Raw genomic sequence first — 24,006 nt, forward strand, 5'->3', positions numbered from 1 at the left:
GGCGTCACCGGGCGACCCCCTGCGCGGTGCTCGGCGAGGTATGGCCGACAGCGGGATTGATGATGTCGAGGGCGGGCTTGGGATAGACGCCCAGCACGAACAGCAGGGCGACCAGCGGCACCACCACGGCCAGTTCGCGTGGCACCAGGTCGCGCAGCTTGTCGTTGCCGTCGGCAACGGGGCCGGTCATCATCCGCTGGTACATCCACAGGATGTAGAGCGCCGAGAGCACCAGCGCCGTAGCCGCGATGGCGGTGACGACCGGGTAGTGGATGAATGTGCCGACCAGGACCAGGAATTCACTGATGAACGGGGCCAGGCCGGGCAGGGACAGCGTGGCCAGGCCGGCGATCAGGAACGTGCCGGCGAGGACCGGCGCAACGGTCTGCACGCCGCCGTAGTCGGCGATGGCCCGAGATCCTCGGCGGGACACCAGGAATCCGGCGATCAGGAACAGGGCGGCGGTCGAGATGCCGTGGTTCACCATGTACAGCGCGGCACCGGACTGGGCCTGCTCGGTCATCGCGAAGATGCCCAGGATGATGAAGCCGAAGTGCGATATCGAGGTGTAGGAGATCAGCCGCATGACGTCCGTCTGCCCGATGGCGACGATGGCTCCGTAGACGATGCCGATGACCGCCAGCGCAATGATCAACGGCCGGAACGTCGCCGCCGACGAGGGGAAGAGCTGCAGGCAGTACCGGAGCATGCCGAAGGTGCCCACCTTGTCGACGACGGCCATCATCAAGACGGCAGTGGCCGGCGTCGCGTGCACTGCCGCGTCGGGCAGCCAGCGGTGCAGCGGCCACAGGGGCGCCTTCACTGCGAACGCGAACATGAACCCGCCGAACAACGCGTTGGCCAGGCCCGGGCTGATGTTCAGCGTGCCGTAGCGTGCGGCGTCCGCGACGGCGCGGAAATCGAAAGTGCCGTGGGCGAACAGCGGGCTGTTGGCAGTGGCCACGTACAGCCCGATGACCGCGGCCAGCATGATCAAGCCGCCGAACAGGTTGTACAGCAGGAACTTCACAGCTGCCTTCGAGGCGGCGGGACGGTCTGCTCCGAAACCGCCGATGAGGAAGTACATCGGGATGAGCATGGCCTCGAAGAACACGTAGAACAGCAAGATGTCCAGCGACACCAGGGAAATCAGCACCATCGACTCGACGGCGAGGATCAGCGCGAAATACGCATGTGTCGACTTGGCCTGCGCACCAGCGTCGTTCGTGTCACCGTCATTCCACCCGGCGATGATCAGCAGCGGTACCAGGACCGCCGTCAGCGCGACCAACACCAGGGCCACGCCGTCCACGCCGAGGATGTATCCGGTGCCGAACGACGGTATCCACGGATGGTTCTCGACGAACTGATAGCGCGCACCGGCCGGATCGAAGCGCAGTGCCAGCACCAGCGCGATGACCAGCACCACCAGAGATACCGCGAGCGCGGCCCAGCGGGCGAAAGCCCGTGCGGTGGCAGGCAACAGGATCACTGCCGCACCACCGGCCATCGGGACGGCCCACAACGCCGTCAGCCACCACATTCCGGTCACCACACCCTCACCGTGAGAATGGCGGCCGCAATCAACGCCGCTCCGGCCAACATGGACAGCGCATACGACCGGGCGAACCCGTTCTGCCAGCGACGAAGATCCTGCGACCCGCTGCGTACCAGGGCCGCCAGCTCGCGCGTGACGCCGTCGACCGCGACGTCGTCGAAGTCCACCAGGTCTTTGGTGAGCCGCCGGCCCGGCGCCATCAGCGCCCGCTCGTTGAACGCGTCACCGTAGAGATCGTTGCGGGCAGCGACCGTCAGGCCGGAGACGTCGACCGGCGCACTGATCGGAATGGGTTGCAGCGCATACATCCGATACGCGATCGCCACACCGACCCCGACCACCGCGAGTGTGACGACGGTCAGCAGCCACGCGGGGATGGCATGCTCGGGCTCCTGGTAACCGACGATCGGTTCCAGCCAGTGCTCCAATTTGCCGCCGACGGCGAGCAGGGCACCGGCACCAATGGACCCGCCGGCCAGCAAGACCATCGGCCAGCCCATGACCGACGGCGATTCGTGCGGATGTGCCTCGGCGCGCCAACGCTTTTCGCCGAAGAAGGTCATCAGCATGACGCGGGTCATGTAGAACGCGGTGATGCCCGCACCCAGCAGAGCCGCGCCGCCGAACAGCAGGCCTCTGGCGCCACCGGCCGCGAAGGCGGTCTCGATGATCGGGTCTTTCGAGAAGAACCCGGACAGCGGCGGAATACCGATGATCGCGAGATACCCCATGCCGAACGTCGCGAACGTGACGGGCATGGCGGTGCGCAGCCCGCCGTAGCGGCGCATGTCGGTCTCGTCATCCATGGCGTGCATCACCGAACCGGCACCGAGGAACAGCCCGGCCTTGAAGAAGCCATGGGCCAGCAGATGCAGGATCGCGAGCGCGTAGCCGGCCGGGCCGAGCCCCGCCGCCAGCATCATGTAGCCGATCTGGCTCATGGTCGACGCCGCGAGGGCTTTCTTGATGTCGTCCTTGGCGCAGCCGATCACCGCACCGAACAACAGCGTGACCGCCCCGACGACGGCGACCGCCAGCCGGGCGTCGGCGGACTGGTTGAAGATCGGTGCCGACCGCACCACGAGGTACACGCCCGCGGTGACCATGGTGGCCGCGTGGATGAGCGCCGACACCGGCGTCGGGCCCTCCATCGCGTCCCCCAGCCAGGACTGCAGCGGCACCTGCGCGGACTTGCCGCAGGCCGCCAGCAGCAACAGCAGACCGATGAGCGTGGCGGTCGCCGCGGCCAGATGCGGAGCCTTGGCGAAAACACCCGTGTACGAGAGGGTTCCGGTGTGGGCGAACATGGCCGCCAGGGCCAGCGCCAGCCCGATGTCACCGACCCGGTTGACGACGAACGCCTTCTTCGCGGCCGTCGCGGCCGACGGCTTGTGCGACCAGAACCCGATCAGCAGGTACGACGCCAGGCCGACGCCTTCCCATCCGACGTACAGGCCCAGGTAATTGTCGGCCAGGACCAGCAGCAGCATGGCGGCGACGAACAGGTTGAGGTAGCCGAAAAACCGGCGCCGTGCCAGATCATGCGCCATGTAGCCGATCGAATAGATGTGGATCAGCGCGCCGACGCCGGTGATCAGCAGGACGAAGCAGACCGACAGCTGGTCCAGCCGCAGCCCGAAGTCGACCTGGAGTTGCGCGACCGGGACCCAGGAGAACAGCGTCTCGTGCACCAACCGGAAGTCGTTGGCACGCCCGGACATTGCCACGAACTGCGTCGCGCCGACGAGGAAGGCGCCGACCACCGTGGCGCAGCCGAGCAGATGACCCCACGCGTCGGTGGCCTTCCCGCCGAGCAGCAGTATCGCCGCACCGGCCAGGGGCAGCGCGATCAGAAGCCACACGGATGTCGTCACGGTCACTGCTTCAGCAGGCTCGCGGCGTCCACTGACGCCGACCGTCGGGAACGGAAGATGGTCATGATGATCGCCAGTCCCACCACCACCTCACAGGCAGCCACCACCATGGTGAAGAACGCCACCACCTGACCGTCGAGTTCGCCGTTCATCCGGGAGAACGTGACGAACGCCAGATTGGCGGCATTGAGCATCAATTCGACGCACATGAACATGACGATGGCGTTGCGGCGCAGCAGCACACCGGCCGCGCCGATGGTGAACAGCAGCGCCGAGAGATACAGATAGTTGGTGGGACTCATGAGGCGTTCCCATCGTCGGTGGACACACTGCGCCGGGGCAGGACGGCGCTGACGGACATGTCGGCGTCCGATCCGTCGGGCAACCGGGCCAGGATGTCGACGGCGTTGTGCCGGGCATACACGCCGGGGTTCGGTCGCGGCGTCGGATGCCCGCCCGGGGCGAACCGTTCGATTGCCAGCTCACGCTGGGTCTTTCGGTGTTCGAACCGTTCGCGGTGGGTCAGCACCATGGCGCCCAGCGCGGCGGTGATGAGCAGCGCGCTGGTGGTCTCGAAGGCCCACAGATAGCGCGTGAAGATCAGCACCGCCAGGCCCTGGACGTTGCCGGCCCGGTTCGCGTGTTCGAGACCGACGACGTTGGTACCGAGGCTGCCGATTCCGGCGATCACCGCGATGCCGAAGCCGATGCCGGCCACCACGGCGGCAATGCGTTGTCCCCGTATGGTTTCGACCAGGGAGTCCGCGGAATCGACACCGATGAGCATGAGGACGAACAGGAACAGCATCATGACCGCGCCGGTGTAGACCACCACCTGCACGACGCCGAGGAACACGGCGTCCTGAGCGATGTACAGCACGGCCAGGCTGATCATGGTGCTGGCCAAGAACATTGCCGAGTACACCGCTTTGGGCGCGGCAACCATGGCGATGGCGCCGAGCACCGACACCGTGCCGAGCACCCAGAACGTCACGGCCTCTCCGGTCACTTGGCTGCCTCGGGCCGCGACAGTCCGGCCGCGGTGATGTTGCCGCGGTAATAGTCCTCGTCGGTGCTGCCCTCGGCCATCGCATGGGGCGGCGCGGTCATGTCGATCTCCAGCGGAGCCAGCAGCTTGTCCTTGCCGTAGATCAGGCCGGACCGGTTGTCGCCGGCCATCTCGTAGTCGTTGGTCATGGTCAGCGCACGGGTCGGGCAAGCCTCGATGCAGAGCCCGCAGCCGATGCACCGCAGATAGTTGATCTGGTACACCCGGCCGTACCGCTCGCCGGGCGAAAACCGTTGTTCCTCGGTGTTGTCCGCGCCCTCGACGAAGATGGCGTCCGCGGGGCAGGCCCACGCGCACAATTCACAGCCGATGCATTTCTCGAGGCCGTCGTCGTAGCGGTTGAGCTGATGCCGGCCGTGATAGCGAGGAGCGACCGGGCCGGGCTCCTCGGGATACTGTTCGGTGACCGACTTTTTGAACATGGTCCCGAAGGTGACGCCGAAGCCGGCGATGGCGTCGATGAACTTGGGCCTACCGGGCATGGTGTACCTCCTTGGCCGGGATGGGTGGCACCGGGAACGCGCCGGGCTGAGGTTCGGCGGCCGGGACCGGGATGCGAGCCGCCTTGCGCCGCACCGTATTCCACAGCGCACCGGCGATGGCGACCACAGCGATGAGGGCGGCGAACGCCAGCACGACGGGCCAGCTGTCGTAACCCTGCAGTCGCAGCGTCCGCACGATGCTGACGATCATGATCCACGCCAGTGAGATGGGGATGAGCACCTTCCAGCCCAACGCCATGAACTGGTCGTACCGCAGGCGGGGGAGTGTCGCACGCAGCCACATGAACAGGAACAGGAACGTCCACACCTTGCCGATGAACCACAGCAGCGGCCACCATCCGGTGTTGGCTCCCGGAATGAGGCTCAGCGGCCACGGGGCCTGCCAGCCGCCGAGGAACAACGTGGTGGCCAGTGCCGACACTGTCGTCATGTTGACGTACTCGGCAAGCATGAACATCGCGAATTTCAGCGACGAGTACTCGGTGTGGAAACCGCCGACGAGCTCGCCCTCGGCTTCGGGCAGATCGAACGGTGCCCGGTTGGTCTCGCCGACCATGGCGACCACGTAGACCAGGAACGACGGCAGCAGCAGGAAGACGTACCAGCGGCCCTGCTGGGAGGCGACGATCTGCGACGTCGACATGGTGCCGGCGTACAGGAACACCGCGGCGAACGAGAGTGCCATCGCGATCTCGTACGAGATCACCTGCGCGCTGGACCGCAGCCCACCGAGCAGGGGGTAGGTGGAGCCGGAGGCCCAGCCGGCCAACACGATTCCGTACACCCCGATCGACGTGACCGCCAGGACGTACAACACCGCGACCGGCAGGTCGGTCAACTGCAGCGGGGTCTCGTGCCCGAAGACGTGGACCAGCGGTCCCATCGGGATGACGGCGAACGCCATGAACGCGGGGATCACCGCGATGATCGGTGCCATCAGGTAGATCGGCTTGTCCACCCCGGCCGGGACCAGCCCTTCCTTCAGGGCGAGCTTGACACCGTCGGCCAGGCTCTGCAGTAACCCGAAGGGGCCCACCCGGTTCGGCCCGATGCGCATCTGCATCCAGCTCAGTACCCGGCGCTCGAGCAAGATGGCGACGAGCACCGTCAGGACCAGGAACACGAAGATGCCGAGGGCTTTGGCGAGGACCAGCCACCACGGGTCGAGTCCGAACGACGACAGGTCGGGATAGTTCATGGCCTGGTCCCGTCACTGGCCCCGCTGATCGTGACGACGGCGCCCGGGGCGACGCCGAGCGTGGCGTGCACCGTCGACCCCGGCGAATTCAGCGGCAGCCACACCACGCCGGTCGGCATTTCGGTGATCTCCAGTGGCAGGGTGATGCTGCCGTTGTCTGTGCTCACCGTGACCATCTCGCCCGCGTTGATGCTCGCGGCCGTGTCGGCCGACAACCGGGCGACCGCCGGACGGGCGGTGGCAGCCAGATTCGGTTCGCCGTCCTGCATGCGGCCGGCATCCAGCAGCATGCGCCAGCCCGCGAGGACTGCCTGTCCGGGTCCTGGCACCGGGCTGGGTGGAGCGGTGAATTCCGGTGCGGCGGGGCGTGGTCCGGTCCAGCACCCCAGCCGGTTCATCTCATTGCGCACCGTCGTGACGTCGCGCAGACCCAGATCGATGCAGTGCTCGTCGGCGAGCGCGGCCAGCACCCCCATGTCCGCTCGCATGGCAGGCGGCAGCGCCGCGCCGAAAGATCGCCCGCGCCCTTCCCAGTTGACGAAACTGCCGGCCTTCTCGACCACCGGTGCCACCGGGAACACCACGTGCGCCAGGTCGGTGACGGCGCTGCGGCGCACCTCCATGCTGACGACGAACTTCGCCGCACCGAGTGACTGCTGAGCCAGCGCCGGGTCGGGCAGGTCGGCCAGTTCGACCCCGGCGACCAGGACAGCCTCCAGGTCACCGTCGGCTGCGGCGGCCAGGATCGCAGTGGTGTCGCGGCCCGGAGCGTCGGGCAGTTCGTCCACATGCCAGGCGACGGCAACCTCGGTGCGTGACGGCAGATCGGTCACCAATCGCCCACCGGGCAACAGATTCGGGGCCGCCCCGGCCTCCAGGGCACCGCGCTCGCCGGCCCGCCGCGGCACCCAGCCGACGGCGGCGCCCGTCCGCCCGGCCAGCCGGGCCACCGCGGAGAACCCACCGGGGACGCCGGCCAGTCGCTCACCGGTGAGGATGACCGATCCGGGCGGCAGCACCTCGATGGCGTCGAGTGCCCGGGGCTCACGGCCGGGTGCGGCCGTGATCAGGGTGCCGCCCATGTTTTCCAGGCCCCGGCTACTGAAAGGTGCCACCGCAACCACTTTGAGCCCGTGCTTGCGGAAGGCTTTGCGCAGCCGTAGGTAGATGATCGGTGATTCGTCTTCCGGCTCGAACCCGACGAGCAGCACGACGGGCGCCTTTTCCAGGTCGGCGTACGTCACGTGCATCAGCTGACCCGCGACGCTGGCCGCCAGGAACTGCGCTTCCTCGTCGCTGTGCACCCGGTTGCGGAAATCGATATCGTTGGTGCCCAACACGATCCGCGCATACTTGGCGTAGGCATAGGCGTCTTCGGTGGTGAGTCGTCCACCGACGAGCACTCCGGTGCGTGCGCCGGCGGCCGACAGGCCGCGCACCGCGACCGCCACCGCTTCGGGCCAGGACGCCGGACGTTGGGTGCCGTCGGCCTCGCGGATCAATGGCGTGGTGATCCGGTCACTCTGCGTGGCATAGGTGAAGGCCCAGCGGCCCTTGTCGCAGTTCCACTCTTCGTTGACCTCGGGATCGTCACCGGCCAAGCGGCGCAACACTGTTCCGCGTCGGTGATCGGTGCGCTGCGCACACCCGGAGGCGCAGTGTTCGCACACGCTGGGGGAGGAGACCAGGTCGAAAGGCCGGGCCCGGAACCGGTACGCGGTCCCGGTCAGGGCGCCGACGGGACAGATCTGCACGGTGTTGCCGGAGAAGTACGAGTCGAACGGATCGCCACCGTCGGGTCCCGCGCCGATGCCGACTTGTTGCAACGCGCCACGTTCGAGGAGTTCGATGAACGGGTCACCGGCGACCTGATTCGAGAAGCGGGTGCAGCGCGCGCACAGCACACAGCGTTCGCGGTCGAGCAGTACCTGCGCCGACAGGTTGATGGGCTTGGGGTAGGTGCGCTTGACGTCCTCGAAACGAGAATCGCTGCGGCCGTTGGACATCGCCTGGTTCTGCAGGGGGCACTCGCCGCCCTTGTCGCAGACCGGGCAGTCCAGCGGATGGTTGATCAGCAGCAGTTCCATCACGCCGTGCTGCGCCTTGTCGGCAGCCTCCGACGTCACTTGGGTGCGCACCACCATGTCCGGGCTGACGGTGGTGGTGCACGACGCCAGCGGCTTCCGCTGGCCCTCCACCTCGACCAGGCATTGCCGGCAGGCGCCCACCGGCTCCAGCAGAGGATGGTCGCAGAACCGGGGAATCTGGACGCCGATCAGCTCGGCCGCACGAATCACCAACGTGCCCTTGGGCACACTGATCTGCTGGTCGTCGATGGTCAGCGAGACCATCTCGACCGCAGTCGCGTCCTTCGCCGGCTCAGTCACCGTCACGCGCCCGCTCCTTCCGTGGCGAAGATCGTGGCGGCGTGCGGATCGAAGGGGCAGCCACCGTTCAGGTGCGCGACGTACTCATCGCGGAAGTACTTGAGCGAGGACATGATCGGGCTGGCCGCACCGTCACCGAGCGCGCAGAACGACTTGCCGAGGATGGCGTCGGAGATGTCGAGCAGCTTGTCCAGATCGGCCGCCTGGGCCTGCCCGCTCTCCAGCCGGGCGTAGATCTGTGCCAGCCAGTAGGTGCCTTCCCGGCACGGCGTGCACTTGCCGCAGGATTCGTGCGCATAGAACTGGGTCCAGCGCCGCACGGCCCGCACCACGCAGGTGGTTTCGTCGAAGATCTGTAGTGCCTTGGTGCCCAGCATCGAGCCGACCCCGGCCATGCCTTCATAGTCGAGCGGGATGTCCAGATGTTCGGGTGTCAGCATCGGCGTCGACGAGCCGCCCGGCGTCCAGAACTTCAACTGGTGTCCGGCTCGGACCCCGCCGGCGTACTCGAGCAGTTCGCGCAGCGAAATCCCCAGTGGTGCTTCGTATTGTCCGGGGCGGGTGACATGACCTGACAGTGAGTACAACGTGAAGCCCGGTGACTTCTCCGATCCCATGGACCGGAACCAGTCGACGCCGCCGCGGATCACCGAGGGGACGCTGGCGATCGATTCGACGTTGTTGACCACGGTCGGGCACGCGTACAGCCCGGCGACCGCGGGAAACGGTGGACGCAAACGGGGTTGGCCGCGCCGGCCCTCCAGTGAGTCGAGCAGCGCGGTCTCTTCCCCGCAGATGTAGGCACCCGCCCCGGCGTGCACGACCAGGTCCAGATCGAAGCCGGTGCCGGCGATGTTGGTGCCGAGGTAGCCGTTCGCATAGGCCTCGGCTACGGCGCCCTGCAGCCGGCGCAGGACCGGCACCACCTCGCCGCGCAGGTAGATGAATGCGTGCCGGGCGCCGATGGCGTACGACGCGATGATCGCGCCCTCCACCAGAGTGTGCGGCGAGGCCAGCATCAGCGGAATGTCCTTGCACGTTCCGGGTTCGGATTCGTCCGCGTTGACCACGAGATAGTGCGGACGGCTGTCGTCGGGGGAGATGAACGACCACTTCGTCCCCGTCGGGAAACCGGCACCGCCCCGGCCCCGCAGGCCCGAATCCTTCACCAGCGCAATGACTTCAGCGGGTTGCATCCGCAGCACCGCGCGCAGCGCCTGGTAGCCGCCCTGCCGCAGATAGCTCTGCAGCGTCCAAGACTGCGGCTGATCCCAATGCCTACTCAGTACGGGCGTCAGTCCCGTCGATGTCATTGCGGCGCCTCCATCCCGCGCTCTTCGGCGACGCGCAACCCGGCGAGGGTGGCCGAGCCGGGTTCGCCGTCGTTGCTGCCGGGACGCTCGTCGGGGAACCCGGCGAGGATGCGGGCGGTCTCCTTGAAGGTGCACAGCGCCGCGCCCCGGGTCGGGGTCACCGACTCACCGGCTCGCAGCGAGTCGACGAGATCGCGTGCCGAACCGGGTGTTTGGTTGTCGAAGAACTCCCAGTTGACCATCACCACCGGTGCGTAGTCGCAGGCGGCGTTGCATTCGATGTGCTCCAGCGTGACCCGGCCATCGGCGGTGGTTTCGCCGGCGCCGAGGCCGAGGTGTTCTTCCAGGGTTTCCAGGATGGCGTCCCCGCCCATGATGGCGCACAGCGTGTTGGTGCAGACGCCGACCAGATACTCGCCGGTCGGCGTGCGCCGGTACATCGAATAGAACGTCGCGACCGCGGTGACTTCGGCCGTGCTGAGGTCCAATTGCCCAGCACAGAAAGAGATTCCGGCTGGTGTCAGGTAGCCGTCCTGGGACTGGACGAGATGCAGCAGCGGCAACAGCGCGGACCGGGCACTGGGATAACGGGCGATGATCGCCGCCGCATCGGCCGCCAGCTGTTCCCGCACGTCCGCCGAATACGACTGCGGCCCTTGGCCGATGGGAGGTCCCGGCTCGTCCGGACGGGGCCCGAGACGCAGTTCGATAGCGGTCACCTGTCCACGCCTCCCATGACCGGATCGATCGATGCCACCGCGGCGATGGCATCGGCGACCATGGATCCCTCGCACATCACCGACACCGCTTGCAGATTCGTGAACGACGGGTCGCGGTAGTGCACCCGGAATGGCCGGGTGCCGCCGTCGGAGACCATGTGCACGCCCAGTTCGCCGCGTGGCGATTCGACCGCGACGTACACCTGCCCGGCCGGTACCCGGATGCCTTCGGTGACCAGCTTGAAATGGTGGATCAGCGCCTCCATCGAGGAGCCCATGATCTTGGCGATGTGTTCCTTCGAGTTGCCCAGGCCGTCGGGGCCGACTTTCAGGTCCGCGGGCCAGGCCAGCTTCTTGTCGGTGATCATCACCGGTCCCGGTCCGAGCCGACCCAGTCGATCCACGCACTGCTCGACGATCTTGATGGACTCGCGCATCTCCAGAACACGAATCATGTAGCGGCCGTATGCATCGCACCCGTCGTCGGTGATGACGTCGAAGTCGTAGGACTCGTACCCGCAGTACGGCTGCGACTTGCGCAGATCATGCGGCAGCCCCGTCGACCGCAACACCGGACCGGTGATGCCCAGCGCCATGCATCCGGTCAGATCCAGGTAGCCGACGCCCTGGGTGCGTGCCTTCCAGATGTAATTCTCGTTGAGCAGGTTCTCCATGTCGCGCAACCGTTTCGGCAACAGCTGCAGCAGTTCCCTTAAGCGTGGCAGTGCGTCGTCGGGTAGGTCGGCCGCCAGCCCGCCGGGGCGGATGTAGGCGTGGTTCATCCGGAGTCCGGTGATGGTCTCGAAGACGGACAGCACCAGTTCGCGTTCCCGGAATCCGAAGAACATCGCCGACATGGAGCCCAGCTCCATGCCGCCGGTCGCCAGTGCCACCAGATGCGACGAGATTCGGTTGAGCTCCATGAGCATGACCCGGATGACGTTGGCGCGCTCGGGAATGTCGTCGGTGACACCGAGCAGCTTCTCGACGCCGAGGCAGTACGCCGTCTCGTTGAAGAAGGGGGAGAGGTAGTCCATCCGGGTCACGAAGGTGACGCCCTGCGTCCAGGTCCGGTACTCGAGGTTCTTCTCGATTCCGGTGTGCAGGTAACCGATTCCGCACCGGGCCTCGGTGATGGTCTCGCCGTCGATCTCCAGGATCAGGCGCAGGACGCCATGGGTGGACGGATGCTGCGGCCCCATGTTGACCACGATGCGCTCGCCGGCCACCGCGCTCTCGCGCGCAGCTGCGACAACGTCGGCCCAGTCCTGACCGCCGACGGTGACCACGCGCTCGCGGCCATCGGGTTCGTTGTCCGGAGTCATCAGTTGTAGGCCCGCCGTTCGTCCGGGGGCGGGATCTTCGCGCCGTGGTACTCGACGGGAATGCCGCCGAGCGGGTAGTCCTTGCGCTGCGGGTGGCCCACCCAGTCGTCGGGCATCTCGATGCGGGTCAGCGCGGGATGGCCGTCGAAGATGATGCCGAAGAAGTCATAGGTCTCCCGCTCATGCCAGTCGGTCGTCGGATACACCGAATACAGCGACGGCACATGCGGATCGGCGTCCGGTGCGCACACCTCGACGCGAATTCTTCGGTTGTGGGTGATGGACATCAGCGGGTAGACGGCATGCAGCTCGCGACCCGTGTCGTCGGGGTAGTGCACCCCGGAAACGCCCAGACACAGTTCGAATCTCAGCTCGTCGCGCAGCGTCTGCGCCACCGGTACGAGGTGGTCCCGGCGTACTTCGAGGGTCAGCTCGTCGCGGAACACGACGATGCGCTCGACCGCGGCGGTGAACTGGTCCGCGCCGAGGGCCTCGGCCAACGCGTCGACGACGTCGTCGAAGTACCCGCCGTACGGACGGGGCGAACTGCCGGGCAGGACCACCTCACGGACCAACCGGCCGTAGCCCGACGTGTCGCCGCTGCCGCGCACGCCGAACATGCCGCGCCGCGTCCCGATCACCTCGGGGCCGGTCTGGTCGGGCGTGTCCGTCATGACCGCAGCAGTCCCTTCAGTTCGATGGTGGGACGTGCCTGCAACGCCGCTTCCTCGGCCGCGGCAACCGCCTCGGCCCGGTTGACCCCCAGCGGCATCTCCTGAATCTTGGCGTGCAGCATGAGGATTGCGTTGAGCAGCATCTCGGGCCGGGGCGGGCAGCCCGGTAGGTAGATGTCGACGGGCACGATGTGGTCGACGCCCTGCACCACCGCGTAGTTGTTGAACATCCCACCGGAGGAAGCGCACACCCCCATGGCCAGCACCCACTTGGGTTCGGCCATCTGGTCGTACACCTGCCGCAGCACCGGTGCCATTTTCTGGCTGACGCGGCCGGCGACGATCATCAGATCAGCCTGTCGGGGTGTCGCGGAGAACCGCTCCATGCCGAAGCGCGCGATGTCGAAACGAGGGCCGGCGGTGGCCATCATCTCGATGGCGCAGCAGGCCAACCCGAAGGTGGCGGGCCACAGCGACCCCTTGCGTACGTACCCTGCGACCTTCTCGACAGTGGACAGCAGGATGCCGCCGGGTAAGCGTTCTTCGAGTCCCATGGGTCCTGTCCTCAGTCCCAGCTCAGTCCGCCGCGTCGCCAGATGTATGCGTAGGCGACGAACACCGTCAGCATGAACAGCAGCATCTCCACCACGGCGAATACCCCCAGCGATTCGAAGGAAACGGCCCAGGGGTACAGGAAGACGATCTCAATGTCGAAGACGATGAACAGCATGGCGGTCAGGTAGTACTTGACCGGGAATCGCTGGCCCGTCGTCTCATGTCCCGGAGAGCCCGGCGCCATCGGTTCGATGCCGCATTCGTAGGCCTCCAGCTTGGCCCGGTTGTACCGGCGAGGGCCGATGACCAGCGCAATTCCGACCGAACCCACCGCGAACGCAGCGGCGATCGCGCCGAGTACCAGGATGGGGATGTAGACATTCATGCGTGCGCCATGCCCTGTGCGGCTCCCTCGTCGAGCTGTCGATGTGAGCTGGCCCACAGCTTAGCCTGGTTAACGGAACGGCCGCCGCATTTTGGCTAGGATCATGATCAGTTCCTGACGTTCCCGCGCCGCACCGCCGCTGACGCGAAGAGTGAACGGCCACAGGCCATTTCGTGCTGGTTAACGCACTGTTTCACCGCTGTGGAGACAGCACTGCCACCACTGCCTCGCCGAGCCGGATCGGGTCGATGGGGTGCGGTACCGCGGCTTCCGCGCGCGACCACGAGGCCAGCCAGGCGTCGTCGGCGCGGCCGGTGAGCACCACGATCGGCGGGCAGTTCGCGACCTCGTCCTTGAGCTGCTTGGCCAGTCCCATCCCGCCGGCGGGAGTGGCTTCGCCGTCGAGGATCGCCAGATCGATCCCGCCCGCGCCGACGGAGCTCACCACGACGGGCGCCGTCGCCACATCGAGGTACGTCAGGTCGGGCAGGTCCGGGTGAATGCGCCGTCCCAGGGCTGTGCGCACCTGGTCGCGGGTGTTCGGATTGTCGCTGTAGACCAGGATCGTGAGGGCAGAATCGGCCACGCTCGCGATGGTACGCAGTTCGCCGGTGGGCCAGGCCCGGATCGGGCTACTCGAGGTGGTAACCCGGATGTGCGACATCCAGCCGGTATCGCACCAGTGCTCGCAGCATCGGGTCCAGTTCGGCTGTTCGATCATCGAATTCGCCGGATCGAATGGCCTTCGCCAGCGCCTGCTCGTCGTCGAAGCCCAGCAAGTCAGGTTCCGGGCCGGCCTGCAACAGTTCGCGTTCGACGATCCGCAGCGCGTTCGCGGCGACGCGGGCGTGGAAGTTCACGGCGCCCAGGTCGGCGAGCCGACTATTGGGTCCTGTGGCGTCGCGTACGTCTGTCTCCAGGAACTCCGCCACCGCGGCGATCAGTTCGGTGGCGGTGGGGCGGTAGTGGCTCATTGCGCCTCCAGCAGATTGAGCAGGTCCCATTCGGTCTCGCACACCCGCCTGCCGATGGCCGCGAGCTCCACCGACCTGGTCTGTCCCGAGAGATGGCGTTCTGCCTGGTACCGGCAGATGATGCCCCAGCGCAAGGTCGCCGACACCAGCCACCAGTGAAAAGTCTTGCGGTCCAGGGTGACTGCGCTGGCGCGCTCGTAGGCGGTGAGGAAGTCCTCGATAGCGCCCAGACCGCCGGCATCCAGGGCGCGCGGCGCACCGAAGCGCCAGGCCCGAATACAGAACCAGGCCAGGTCCTCGGCGCGGGAGCCCCGATGGGTGAGTTCCCAATCCAGTACCGCGGCGAGCCGGCTGCCGTCAACGATGAGGTTGCCCATCCGGAAGTCGCCGTGCACCAGCACCGGATCGCCGGTATCCGCCGGCCGGTTGCGCTCCAACCAGCGGAACGCCCACTCGAAAGTCGCTGTGGTGTCGCCGATCTCGTCGAGTTCGGTTCGCCACAAACCCAGCTGGTCCGCGCCCGACAGCCCGATATCGGTCGGGTCGGCACGGTGGATCGCCGCCAGCGCTTCGGCGCACTGCTGGAGCAGGCTGGTTCGGCTGTCGTCGTCGAGTGCCCGCTGGATCTTGCGCACGATGGTCTCGCCGGGCACGAAGTCGCACACCAGGAATGGATTGCCCAGGGCCTCAGGCGAATTACTGGCCGCCAGCACCTGTGGGACCGGAGCACCCGCGGCCGCGGCCCGGGACAGCGCGGCGGCCTCCAGTTCCATGCCGGCGTGGATTTCGTCGGGTGGTCCGACACGTAGGATCAGCGCCCTGTCGCCGGCGTTGAATGCCCAGGTGGCGCGGCTTGCCCCGCCCGTGAGCACCCGCAGATTCTCGATACTGACTTCGCCCAGTGCGGGTTTGAGTACCTCGGCGAGCGCACCGGCCTCGATCACTTGCGCCCGAACTTCAGCATCCGCTGTGCCACCCGGCGAATCTGAATCTCTTCCGCGCCTTCGGTGATCCGGTAGCGGCGGTGGTGCCGGTAGATGTGCTCGAACGGCTCGTGCCGGCTGTAGCCGATACCGCCGTGGACCTGCATCGCGCGGTCGGCGGCCTCGCAAACCAGCCGGTTGGCGCGATAGTTGGCCATCGACACCTTGTCGGAGACCTCCATGTGGTGATCCCGATCGAGGTGCCAGGCGGCGTAGTACACCAGCAGCCGGACCATCTGGGCCTCGGTCTGCAACTCGGCCAGCGGCCACTGCACGGCCTGGTTCACCGCCAGCGGCTTTCCGAACACGACGCGCTCACCGGCATACTGCGCGGCCCGGTCGATGCAGTATTGGGCGGCGCCCAGGCTGCTGGCGGCCTGCCGAATCCGGTTCTCGTGCAGGAACGTCTGGCCGACCTCCAAGCCGTGATCCACCTCGCCGAGCACCGCATCATCAGGCACGCGAACATCTTTCAGCTCGACTTCGCCGTGATCGCTGGGCATGTTGAACGTCCACCAGTAGTACGGGACGGTGAATCCCGGCGTATCGGTGGGAACCAGGAATGCGCTGATGCCGACCGATTGACCGGGCTCGCCGGAGGTGCGGGCGAAGATCAGGTCGTGGGTGGCCCGGTGTACTCCGGTGTTCCAGCGCTTGCGGCCGTTGATGATCCAACCGTCACCGTCTCGGACCGCGGTCGTCTCGAGCCAGGTGGCGTCGCTGCCGTGGTCGGGTTCGGTGAGCCCGAATGCCATCGACCGCTTGCCCGTGATCATCGCTTCGACCCACTCCGCCTGCTGCGCCGCGGTGCCGAATCGGCTCATCATGATGACCTGCGGGAAGTTGCCGACGATCGAGGATTCGTCCTGCAGGTCGTTGTGCAGCCCGAGTCCCTTGTGCGCCAGGTGTTCCCGGATGACAGCCATGTCCAGGTTCGTGCCGTCGCGGCCGCCGAACTCGCTGGGCAGGCCGTAACGAAGCCAGCCGGCTGCGTCGGCGCGGCGGCGCATCTCGTCGAGCAGATCCTCCCATTCCCGGGTCGGCACACCGCCGTTCTCGAGGTCGGTGCGCGCGAATTCGCGGCGCCGGTCGAAGTACTGCATGTTCTCACGTTCCAGCGGCTTGATCTCTGCCTCGATGAAGGCATCCATCTCGGCCAGCAGGCCCGGGAGGTGTTCCGGTAGAGCGAAATCCACGGTGATCTCTTCCTTCGGTCAGAAGCCGTACAGGGTTTTCTTCCAGATGGTCGACAGTGTCGTGATGGCGTCCTCGTCGCTGATCTGCAGTTCGGATCCCGGGTTGCCGACCACCACCACGGTGAAGTTCTCAAACAGCAGCGCGATGGCGGCGGCGATGTGTTCGGCGTTGAGGCCCTGCGCGTAGCCTTGCTCTGCGGCGTGACGCACCGAGTCGGCGACCATGTCCATACCGAATCGGCGGAACTCGTGCTGCACCTTGGCGAATCGTGGTTGGGTGGCACCCAACTGGGCGACCGCGATCATGATGCCGATGTTCTGCTTGAACAGGTTCCAGTATCCGGTGACCACCGTGGTGAAGTAGTCGGTCTGCTCGGGAGACTCCGGCAGCGGCACACTCATCCCCGAGGGAGTGACGATGTCGTGCAGGAATGACTCGGCCAATTCGGCCAGCAGGTCTTCCTTGTCGTCGAAGTAGCGGTAGAAGACCGCCGACGACTTGCCGGCTGCCGATGTGATGTCGGCCAGCGTCGTGCCGTGAAAGCCCCGCTCGGCGAACAGCTTCCGCGCCGCCATTTCGATGGCCTCCCGGGTTTGGCGGCCCTTGGCGGTCAGGGTGTCGGACGGCATCTCAGCCCAGCAACCGGTCACCGGCGCGAAGCAGCGCGCTGGGCAGTTCGTGGCCGACGACGCGCTGCGCCACCATGGCTGCATCGATCGCCAGATCCAGGTTGATGCCGGTGTCGATATCGCTGTCCCGCAACAGGTAGACCAGATCTTCGGTGGCGATGTTTCCGGTAGCGCCCGGTGCGAATGGGCAGCCACCCAGCCCGCCCACCGACGCGTCGAGCCGAGTCACCCCGGCCTGCACGGCGGCGTAGGCACTGGCCAGGCCGGAGCCCCGGGTGTTGTGGAAATGCGCGCCGAGCGGCAGGTCTCCGATGACCGGGCGGACCCGGCTGATCAGGTCGGTGACGCGGCGCGGGGTGGTGGTGCCGATGGTGTCGGCGATGGCCACCCGATCCGCGCCGAATTCCAGTGCTGCTGCGGCGATCTCGACGACCCGGCTCGGGGCGGTGGGGCCGTCGAACGGGCAGTCCCAGGCGGTGGCGATGATGACCTCTGCGCTCGCGCCGCTGTCGTGGGCCAGGTTCACGATGTCGGCGATCAGCGCTGTGGACTCGGCCGTCGACCGCCCGACGTTCGCCTGGCTGTGCCCGTCGGCCGCAGACACCACGTACTCGAGGGACCGTAGGCCCGCGGCGAGCGCTCGGCCTGCACCGCCCGGTCCGGCCACGAGCGCGGAGAACTCGACATCGGGAAATGCGTCCAGAGCCGCTGCCAATTCGGGAGCGTCGGCCAGCGCGGGCACCTTCGACGGCGACACGAATGCGGTCGCCTCGATCTCTCGTACCCCCGTGGCGACGATGGCTTCGAGTAGTTCGAGCTTGGCGGACAACGGAATCGGGTCTTCGAGCTGCAGACCGTCGCGCAGGCAGACTTCGCGGATGGTGACATGGGACGGTAGGTCGGTCACAGGACGCCCTCCTCACGCAGCGCCGCCAACTGCTCGGCGTCGAGACCGAGCAGGCGGCCGTACACCTCGTCGTTGTCCTGACCTGGCCGCGCCGATCCGCCATTGCGGATCGTGCCCGGCGACTCCGACAGCACCGGCACGACACCGGGACCCTTCACGTTGCGCTGCACCCGCTCATCCCAATGGTCGGCAATCATGTTGCGCGCCTGCAGTTGTGGATCTTGCACGACTTCGGCGACGGTGTTGATCGGTCCGCTGATCACCCCGGCCTCCGACAGAGTGGCGATGATGTCCTGGGGCTCACGCTGTGCGGCCCAGTCGCCGATGAGCTTGTCGAGCTCGTCCTGGTTGCGGCCGCGCGCCAGATGGTCGACGAACCGCTCGTCCGTTGCCAGTTCGGGCCGGCCCATGGCCTGACACAGCCGCCGGAAAACCGTGTCCTGGTTGGCCGCGATCACCACCCAGCTGCCATTGGCGCTCTGGTAGATGTTCGACGGCGCGATGCCTTCCAGGCGCGTGCCCGACGGTCCGCGCACCACACCGCCGATGTCGTAGTCGGGAATGGTGGATTCCTGGATGGCCAAACAACTTTCGGTGAGTGCCGTATCCACGACCTGACCTTCCCCGGTGACGCTGCGCCGGTACAGCGCGGCGAGCGCGCCCTGGGCGGCGAACATGCCCGCGAGGCTGTCGCCCAAGGACAGGGCGAGCCGTGGGGGAGGACCGCCGGGGAATCCGTTCATGTGTCGCAGCCCGCTGGCCGCCTCCGCGACCGACGCGTAGCCGGCCTTCCCAGCGTCCGGACCGGTCTGCCCGTAGCCCGACACCCGAACCAGGATGATGCCTCGATTGTGTTCGCGCAGAACGTCGTAGCCCAGGTTCCACTTCTCCAGGGTGCCGGGCCGGAAGTTCTCGACGATCACATCGGACTGCTTGACCAGGTCCAGGAACAGTCCTCGGCCGCGCTCGGTGCGTAGATCCAGGGTCACCGCTTTCTTGTTGCGCGCGTGGACCGTCCAGAAGAACCGGTGTCCGTCGAGTTCGGCCTGGCCCCAGGTCCGCAGCGGATCGGGGGAGGACGGCAACTCGATCTTGAGCACCTCGGCGCCCATGTCGCCGAGCAACCGCCCGGCGAACGGCCCCGAGATCAGGGTGCCGAGTTCGAGGACCCTGATGCCGTCGAGCGCACCGGCTGCGCTCATACCGAGAACCCTTGCCGGTGCAGCCAATCTGTGCAGACCCCGACCGCTTGGCGCAGGGTGCCGCGTTGATCCGGGCCGGAGTAGTAGTGGTTGGCGCCGGGGATCTCGTGCATCTCCTTGTCCGGATGCCCGATCGCCTCGTACAGCCGCCGCGTGTGGCTGGGCGTGCAGGCGTCGTCGGCGAGATTGCCGATCACCAGCGTCGGTACCGCGATATCGGGTCCCGCCTTCACGGCGTCACCGTTGGCGTCGTCGTAGCTCCACTGCGACAGCCAGCTGCGCAACGTACAGAATCGGGCCAGGCCGACCGGGCTCATGTTCACCACTTGAGGATCCCCCAGATAGCACTGTCCCGGGGTGCGTTCGTTGGGATCGACCGTCGGGTCGAGCCAGCGGGGGTCGGCCATGGTGCCATGGACGACGAATGCGAACTCGTCATCGGGCCGACCAGCGGCCTTGAGTTCGGCCAGCTTTTCCTTGACCCACTTGGTGATTCGACGGTTCCGCGCGACCTGTGCGTCGTGGTAGCGCTGCAGGAACTCGGCGGTGTAGGGCGGCTGGTTCGGGTTGTCGGGGTTGTACAGGTCCAGTTCCGGATCGCGCTTCGACGGGTCGTTCTCGTCGAGGATAGAGGCGTCCATCCACTCGGTCATGGTGCCGTGGCGGCTGATGTGGGCGGCCAGCAGCATGAGACCGTCGGCGGGTATCAGGCCCAGCTTCGTCAGGTCGGGGCCGTCGCCAGAGGGGCTGGCGGTCACCGTCGGGTGCTGCGCCTGCTGCTGGTAGAACACCGACAGCGAGCCGCCGCCGCTCCACCCGGCGAGCACCACCTTCGAGTAGCCCAGCCGATTCTTGGCGTCCTTGATGCACTCGCCGAGGTCCTCGACCACCTTTTCCATCAGCAGCGCAGAATCGGTGCCGCGGAACCGGCTGTTGCAGTAGATGACGTGGTGGCCGGCGCGGGCCAGCGCGTTGATCATGGGCAGATACGCACCGCCACCGATCGGGTGCATGAACACCAGCACGGTGTCGGACGGCTTCTCTTTCGGCCGCAGCAGATAGCTCTCCAACACCACCAGCTCAGCGACGCCGCCGTAGACGTCGCGAACCGCCGAGTTGTTCTGGTAGGCAACCAGATACGGAATGCGGTCGTAGTCGTGCTTCACAGGTACTTCGGTGGTGGTCATGTCTAGTGCTGCCCCAGGTCGTTGGCGAGAATTTCGGCGGACGGTGTGAGACGTCGGCGGGTGTCGATGGCGATCACCGACCAGTCGACGCGGTCGTATTGGTCGAACTTGCGGCGGGCGCGCTCACGAGCCGCTTCCGGCGCTCCGTGGTGAACCCCTTGCGGTGCATGGGAAACCAGACCGGGCGGCATCGGGATGCCGTACAGCGAGCCGGAGTGGAAGAACGCGATTTCGTCGTAGTCGACGTTGCGGTGATACCAGGGGGTGCGCTCGGTGCCGGGCACGCTCTCGGCGGGCTTGGGCAGGAAGTTCATCACGTAGACCCCGGTCGCCTGCATGAACAGGTGCACCGTCGGCGGCAGGTGCACGCTCTCGGACGTGATGACGGTGTAGTCCTCGATGTTGAAGGTGAACGGGAAATTGTCGCCCCGCCAGCCCTCCACGTCGAGCGGATTATGTTGGTAGAAAAGCGAAGTGGGTCCGCCGTCGTGGTAGAGCCGCACCTCGTACTCGTCACGGCCATCGTCATCGATGGGTTCTGGTTCGGGGATGGTGACCTGCGCCGGGTCGAACGGGAAGTGCCGGCCGAGCGTGCCGGCCGGCGGCACCCGGAAGTCCTCGGTGGCCTGGATCATGAGCCAGGTTGACTCCTCATCCGGCACCTGCCGGAACGTACAGGCCTTGGGGAGGTAGACCCAGTCGCCCTCGCGGTAGCGCAGCGGACCGAACTCGGTCTCGAGCAGCCCAGAACCCTTGTGTACGAACAGCAGTAGATCGCCGTCGACGTACCGGACGAAGAATGGCATCTCCACACTCCGCCGGCTCAGCAGCACCTGGCAATCGGCGTTGGAGAACATCAGCAGGGGAGCGCCCGCGGCGTCGGTGGCGTCTGATGGCTTCAGTTCGGACGACAGCACATCGGTGGGGCGCAGCGGGCCAACGGTCCGGTACGCGGTCGGGTCATTGCGCCGGTACATGTTGGCGGTGCGGCCGACGAATCCGCCCCGCCCGAGTTCGTCGTCCTTGAGTCCGTCGAGATCGGCATGTACCCGCTTGGGTGTCTTGCCTCTCCGTAAATGAACGAAGGATTCCATGTACCGCTCCTGTCGCGTCGCTGGAACTAAAAGTGACATTAGTTTTACTTATGGTTCGACGTCAATGATGTGACCGATGTGGCTGGGTCTAGTGGTCCAGATCGACCCGCACGGTCAGCAGATTGGTGCCGAATGTGCGCACGCCGAAGCTGTTGAACTGCGGTAATTCACGAAGGCGCGCGGCGGCGTCATCGTCCGGCACCAGGTGAGCGGTCCCGCTGTGCCACCGGCCGTGCAGCCGTACTCGCACCCGTGGGTCGGCTTGGATGTTGCGGATGTACTGCGACTGGTCGCCGAACTCCGAGACGAACCAGAACTGTCCGTCGACGAGCTTTCCGCCGAGTGGGGTGCGGCGGGGTTCACCGGACTTGCGTCCGGTGGTCTCCAGCAGGGTCTGAAATGGCATCTGCCGCATGACCGGGTTGGCGATGCGCCTCTGGAAGAAGTTGGTGAACGCGGGCTGCGAGTTTGGCATGGACCCCATTTCACACCCTCTCGGCGCCGGCTCGCCGGGCGATTGCCAGAGCATCCTCGCGCATCTGCGCACGATCCTCAGGCGTCCAGCGCGTCGTCGGCTCGATCGCCAAGGTTTCGACCGAATACCCGAGCATCCTGAACACATACTCCAGATACGGCCTCTGGAAATCCTGCAACTCAGGGTGCCGCCCGTCGTATGCGCTACTTCGAGTCAAGATGAGCTGCGCCGGCTTTCCGTTCCCCAGTGCACCCACGTGCTCGCCGCGAGAGTTGAGCGTGAAGCTGGCCACCGGTTGCACGATGATGTCGATCCACGCCTTCAGGGCATGTGGCACATGCCAATTCCACATCGGTGAGGAGATCACCAGCCGGTCGTACCCGCGGACCCGCTCAATCTCGTCGAGCACCTGCTGCCATATCGCACCCTGCCCGGGTGTGACGGGCTCACCGAACAGCCCAGCGAACTTGGCGATCGCGGCATCCCGGCCGAACCGCATCATGTTCTCATCCCACACAGAGAAGCGTTCGTAGTCAGTGTCTTCCAGATAGGCCATCGCCATCTGTGAAGAGAGGGCGTCATTCCCCTTGGGGCTGGCTTCGATCCACAGAGTGCGCATCAGATCAGCTCCGTCAGATCATCGATGTCCGCGGGATTTTCATCCCGAGCGTGAGTGCGCCGGCCAGCTCCCGGCTGGTGTCGTAGTCGAACACGACATGCCCGGCCAGTACGTCGACGTCGCGCTTGAATCGCTGCATGGGGCTGGACAGGAAGTGGATGCTGGCCCCGCCGGCGCCCAGGAGATCGCCGATCACCGCCTTTGATTCGGCGACGATGTGCGCGGCCGCCAGCCGGGCCTGCGCGCGGACAGGCTTCTCGACGGAATCGCCGGAGTCGACGATGTGCTCGATTTCCCCGACCGTGTCGGCAAGCAGTCCGCGCAGTGACCGCAACCGCACCTGTGCTCCGGCCAAATGTGCCTGGGCGATTGGCTTGTCCTTCTGCATCACACCCTCGTACGGCAGCACCCGCTCGGCCAGCCGCTGCGCGTAGATCTCGGTGACCCGCTCGGCGCTGCCCAGGGCGGGCATCGCCGCGAGCAGGGCCAGGGCCGGCACCATCGGCCAGCGGTAGGTGGCGCTGTCATGCAGGCCCGCGCCGGGTGCGGTGCCGGCATAGATGTCGGTCACCTTGACCAGGCGGTGCTCGGGCACGAACACGTCGGTGGCCAGAGCATCGTTGGATCCGGTCGCCCGCATGCCGTCGGTGTGCCAGACGTCGTCGACCGTGACGTCTCTGATCGGCAGCAGGGCGAGAGCGGGGTAGATGCCGTCGTCCGGCCCGCACAGCGCGGCGACGATGATCCAGTTGCCGTGCATCACCCCGGTGGCCCAGGACCAGCGCCCGGTCAGGCGAATGCCGCCGTCGACCGGAAGCCCCCGCCCCGTCGGGGCCAGCGGTGCCGGCGCGAGGAACGGCCTGGTGTCGAATGCGTCCTGCTGGGCCTGCTCGCCGAACAGCGCCAGCATCCAGTTGTGCAGCGTCAGGAAGCCGATGGTCCAGGCGCTCGAGGTGCAGCCGTGGGCCAGTCGGCGCACCGGATCGAGGATGTCGGGGAACGCTGCCTGCTGTCCGCCGTACCGGGCCGGCACCAGGAGTTCGGTGAATCCGGACGCGATCAGGTCAGTCACCGTGTCGTCGGGGAGACGTCGGAGTTTCTCGGCCTCGGCGGCGCGTTCGCCGAGTGCGGTTACGAATCCATCAGTGATGCCGGCCTGCGTACTCAACATGCGCCGGA

Annotated in this window: 24 protein-coding genes and 1 pseudogene; all 25 read right to left on the reverse strand. The window is 66.5% G+C overall.

The features are described 5' to 3' along the window. Positions 1–4: 4 nt before the first annotated feature. The gene (locus ACNO8X_RS12450) at positions 5–1,555 is read right to left on the reverse strand and encodes an NADH-quinone oxidoreductase subunit M (RefSeq protein ID WP_418005530.1); all 1,551 of its coding nucleotides are present in this window, start codon (positions 1,553–1,555) and stop codon (positions 5–7) included. Beyond that, positions 1,549–3,432: an NADH-quinone oxidoreductase subunit L gene (gene nuoL / locus ACNO8X_RS12455; protein WP_418005531.1), complete on the reverse strand. Its 1,884-nt coding sequence runs from the start codon at positions 3,430–3,432 to the stop codon at positions 1,549–1,551. The genes ACNO8X_RS12450 and nuoL overlap by 7 nt, the downstream gene beginning before the upstream one ends. A 2-nt stretch (positions 3,433–3,434) precedes the next feature. Next, entirely contained in the window at positions 3,435–3,734 is a 300-nt protein-coding gene (nuoK, locus tag ACNO8X_RS12460; RefSeq protein WP_418005532.1) for an NADH-quinone oxidoreductase subunit NuoK, read from the reverse strand. Continuing rightward, a complete protein-coding gene (locus ACNO8X_RS12465) occupies positions 3,731–4,441 on the reverse strand; it encodes an NADH-quinone oxidoreductase subunit J (protein ID WP_260940578.1) in 711 nt (236 codons plus the stop codon). The genes nuoK and ACNO8X_RS12465 overlap by 4 nt, the downstream gene beginning before the upstream one ends. Continuing rightward, positions 4,427–4,983: pseudogene (gene nuoI, locus ACNO8X_RS12470) on the reverse strand (NADH-quinone oxidoreductase subunit NuoI); the annotation flags it as partial. The gene ACNO8X_RS12465 and the pseudogene nuoI, both read right to left, overlap by 15 nt. Then, complete coding sequence (nuoH, locus tag ACNO8X_RS12475) at positions 4,973–6,202, reverse strand: NADH-quinone oxidoreductase subunit NuoH (protein WP_418005533.1); 1,230 nt, start codon at positions 6,200–6,202, stop codon at positions 4,973–4,975. The gene nuoH and the pseudogene nuoI, both read right to left, overlap by 11 nt. Beyond that, positions 6,199–8,595, reverse strand: a complete 2,397-nt coding sequence (locus ACNO8X_RS12480) for an NADH-quinone oxidoreductase subunit G (protein WP_418005534.1) — start codon at positions 8,593–8,595, stop codon at positions 6,199–6,201. Before ACNO8X_RS12480 ends, nuoH begins: the two co-directional genes overlap by 4 nt. Next, positions 8,592–9,902 (reverse strand): NADH-quinone oxidoreductase subunit NuoF, encoded by a 1,311-nt coding sequence (nuoF, locus tag ACNO8X_RS12485; protein WP_418005535.1) that lies wholly within the window; start codon positions 9,900–9,902, stop codon positions 8,592–8,594. The genes ACNO8X_RS12480 and nuoF overlap by 4 nt, the downstream gene beginning before the upstream one ends. Beyond that, positions 9,899–10,621, reverse strand: a complete 723-nt coding sequence (gene nuoE, locus ACNO8X_RS12490; protein WP_418005536.1) for an NADH-quinone oxidoreductase subunit NuoE — start codon at positions 10,619–10,621, stop codon at positions 9,899–9,901. Before nuoE ends, nuoF begins: the two co-directional genes overlap by 4 nt. After that, positions 10,618–11,946, reverse strand: a complete 1,329-nt coding sequence (gene nuoD / locus ACNO8X_RS12495; RefSeq protein ID WP_418005537.1) for an NADH dehydrogenase (quinone) subunit D — start codon at positions 11,944–11,946, stop codon at positions 10,618–10,620. Before nuoD ends, nuoE begins: the two co-directional genes overlap by 4 nt. After that, positions 11,946–12,620 carry an NADH-quinone oxidoreductase subunit C gene (locus tag ACNO8X_RS12500; RefSeq protein WP_418005538.1) on the reverse strand — a complete coding sequence of 225 codons (675 nt, stop codon included), beginning with the start codon at positions 12,618–12,620 and terminating at the stop codon, positions 11,946–11,948. The genes nuoD and ACNO8X_RS12500 overlap by 1 nt, the downstream gene beginning before the upstream one ends. Beyond that, on the reverse strand, positions 12,617–13,174 hold the full coding sequence (locus tag ACNO8X_RS12505; protein WP_418005539.1) for a NuoB/complex I 20 kDa subunit family protein: 558 nt from the start codon (positions 13,172–13,174) through the stop codon (positions 12,617–12,619). The genes ACNO8X_RS12500 and ACNO8X_RS12505 overlap by 4 nt, the downstream gene beginning before the upstream one ends. A gap of 11 nt (positions 13,175–13,185) precedes the next feature. After that, a complete protein-coding gene (locus ACNO8X_RS12510; protein WP_043400785.1) occupies positions 13,186–13,560 on the reverse strand; it encodes an NADH-quinone oxidoreductase subunit A in 375 nt (124 codons plus the stop codon). A 193-nt stretch (positions 13,561–13,753) separates the two neighbouring features. Beyond that, positions 13,754–14,146 carry a hypothetical protein gene (locus tag ACNO8X_RS12515; protein ID WP_418005540.1) on the reverse strand — a complete coding sequence of 131 codons (393 nt, stop codon included), beginning with the start codon at positions 14,144–14,146 and terminating at the stop codon, positions 13,754–13,756. Positions 14,147–14,192: 46 nt separating this feature from the next. Next, positions 14,193–14,534, reverse strand: a complete 342-nt coding sequence (locus ACNO8X_RS12520; protein WP_418005541.1) for a DUF6285 domain-containing protein — start codon at positions 14,532–14,534, stop codon at positions 14,193–14,195. After that, positions 14,531–15,478, reverse strand: coding sequence for a phosphotransferase family protein (locus ACNO8X_RS12525; protein ID WP_418005542.1), 948 nt, complete (start codon positions 15,476–15,478; stop codon positions 14,531–14,533). Before ACNO8X_RS12525 ends, ACNO8X_RS12520 begins: the two co-directional genes overlap by 4 nt. Continuing rightward, positions 15,475–16,713: an acyl-CoA dehydrogenase family protein gene (locus ACNO8X_RS12530; RefSeq protein WP_418005543.1), complete on the reverse strand. Its 1,239-nt coding sequence runs from the start codon at positions 16,711–16,713 to the stop codon at positions 15,475–15,477. The genes ACNO8X_RS12525 and ACNO8X_RS12530 overlap by 4 nt, the downstream gene beginning before the upstream one ends. A gap of 18 nt (positions 16,714–16,731) precedes the next feature. Further along, entirely contained in the window at positions 16,732–17,343 is a 612-nt protein-coding gene (locus ACNO8X_RS12535) for a TetR/AcrR family transcriptional regulator (protein ID WP_418005544.1), read from the reverse strand. Between the two features lies 1 nt (position 17,344). After that, entirely contained in the window at positions 17,345–18,250 is a 906-nt protein-coding gene (locus tag ACNO8X_RS12540; RefSeq protein ID WP_418005545.1) for a hydroxymethylglutaryl-CoA lyase, read from the reverse strand. After that, positions 18,247–19,452, reverse strand: a complete 1,206-nt coding sequence (locus ACNO8X_RS12545; protein WP_418005546.1) for a CaiB/BaiF CoA transferase family protein — start codon at positions 19,450–19,452, stop codon at positions 18,247–18,249. Before ACNO8X_RS12545 ends, ACNO8X_RS12540 begins: the two co-directional genes overlap by 4 nt. After that, the gene (locus ACNO8X_RS12550) at positions 19,449–20,639 is read right to left on the reverse strand and encodes an alpha/beta hydrolase family protein (RefSeq protein ID WP_418005547.1); all 1,191 of its coding nucleotides are present in this window, start codon (positions 20,637–20,639) and stop codon (positions 19,449–19,451) included. The genes ACNO8X_RS12545 and ACNO8X_RS12550 overlap by 4 nt, the downstream gene beginning before the upstream one ends. Before the next feature lie 2 nt (positions 20,640–20,641). Beyond that, entirely contained in the window at positions 20,642–21,733 is a 1,092-nt protein-coding gene (locus ACNO8X_RS12555; protein ID WP_260940548.1) for a homogentisate 1,2-dioxygenase, read from the reverse strand. A gap of 88 nt (positions 21,734–21,821) precedes the next feature. After that, positions 21,822–22,208 carry a nitroreductase/quinone reductase family protein gene (locus ACNO8X_RS12560; protein ID WP_418005548.1) on the reverse strand — a complete coding sequence of 129 codons (387 nt, stop codon included), beginning with the start codon at positions 22,206–22,208 and terminating at the stop codon, positions 21,822–21,824. A 10-nt stretch (positions 22,209–22,218) separates the two neighbouring features. After that, on the reverse strand, positions 22,219–22,827 hold the full coding sequence (locus ACNO8X_RS12565) for an NAD(P)H-dependent oxidoreductase (protein ID WP_418005549.1): 609 nt from the start codon (positions 22,825–22,827) through the stop codon (positions 22,219–22,221). Positions 22,828–22,840: 13 nt separating this feature from the next. After that, a complete protein-coding gene (locus ACNO8X_RS12570) occupies positions 22,841–23,998 on the reverse strand; it encodes an acyl-CoA dehydrogenase family protein (RefSeq protein WP_418005550.1) in 1,158 nt (385 codons plus the stop codon). Positions 23,999–24,006 lie beyond the last annotated feature (8 nt).

This window comes from Mycobacterium sp. PDNC021, from assembly GCF_048282635.1.
Classification (GTDB): domain Bacteria; phylum Actinomycetota; class Actinomycetes; order Mycobacteriales; family Mycobacteriaceae; genus Mycobacterium; species Mycobacterium llatzerense.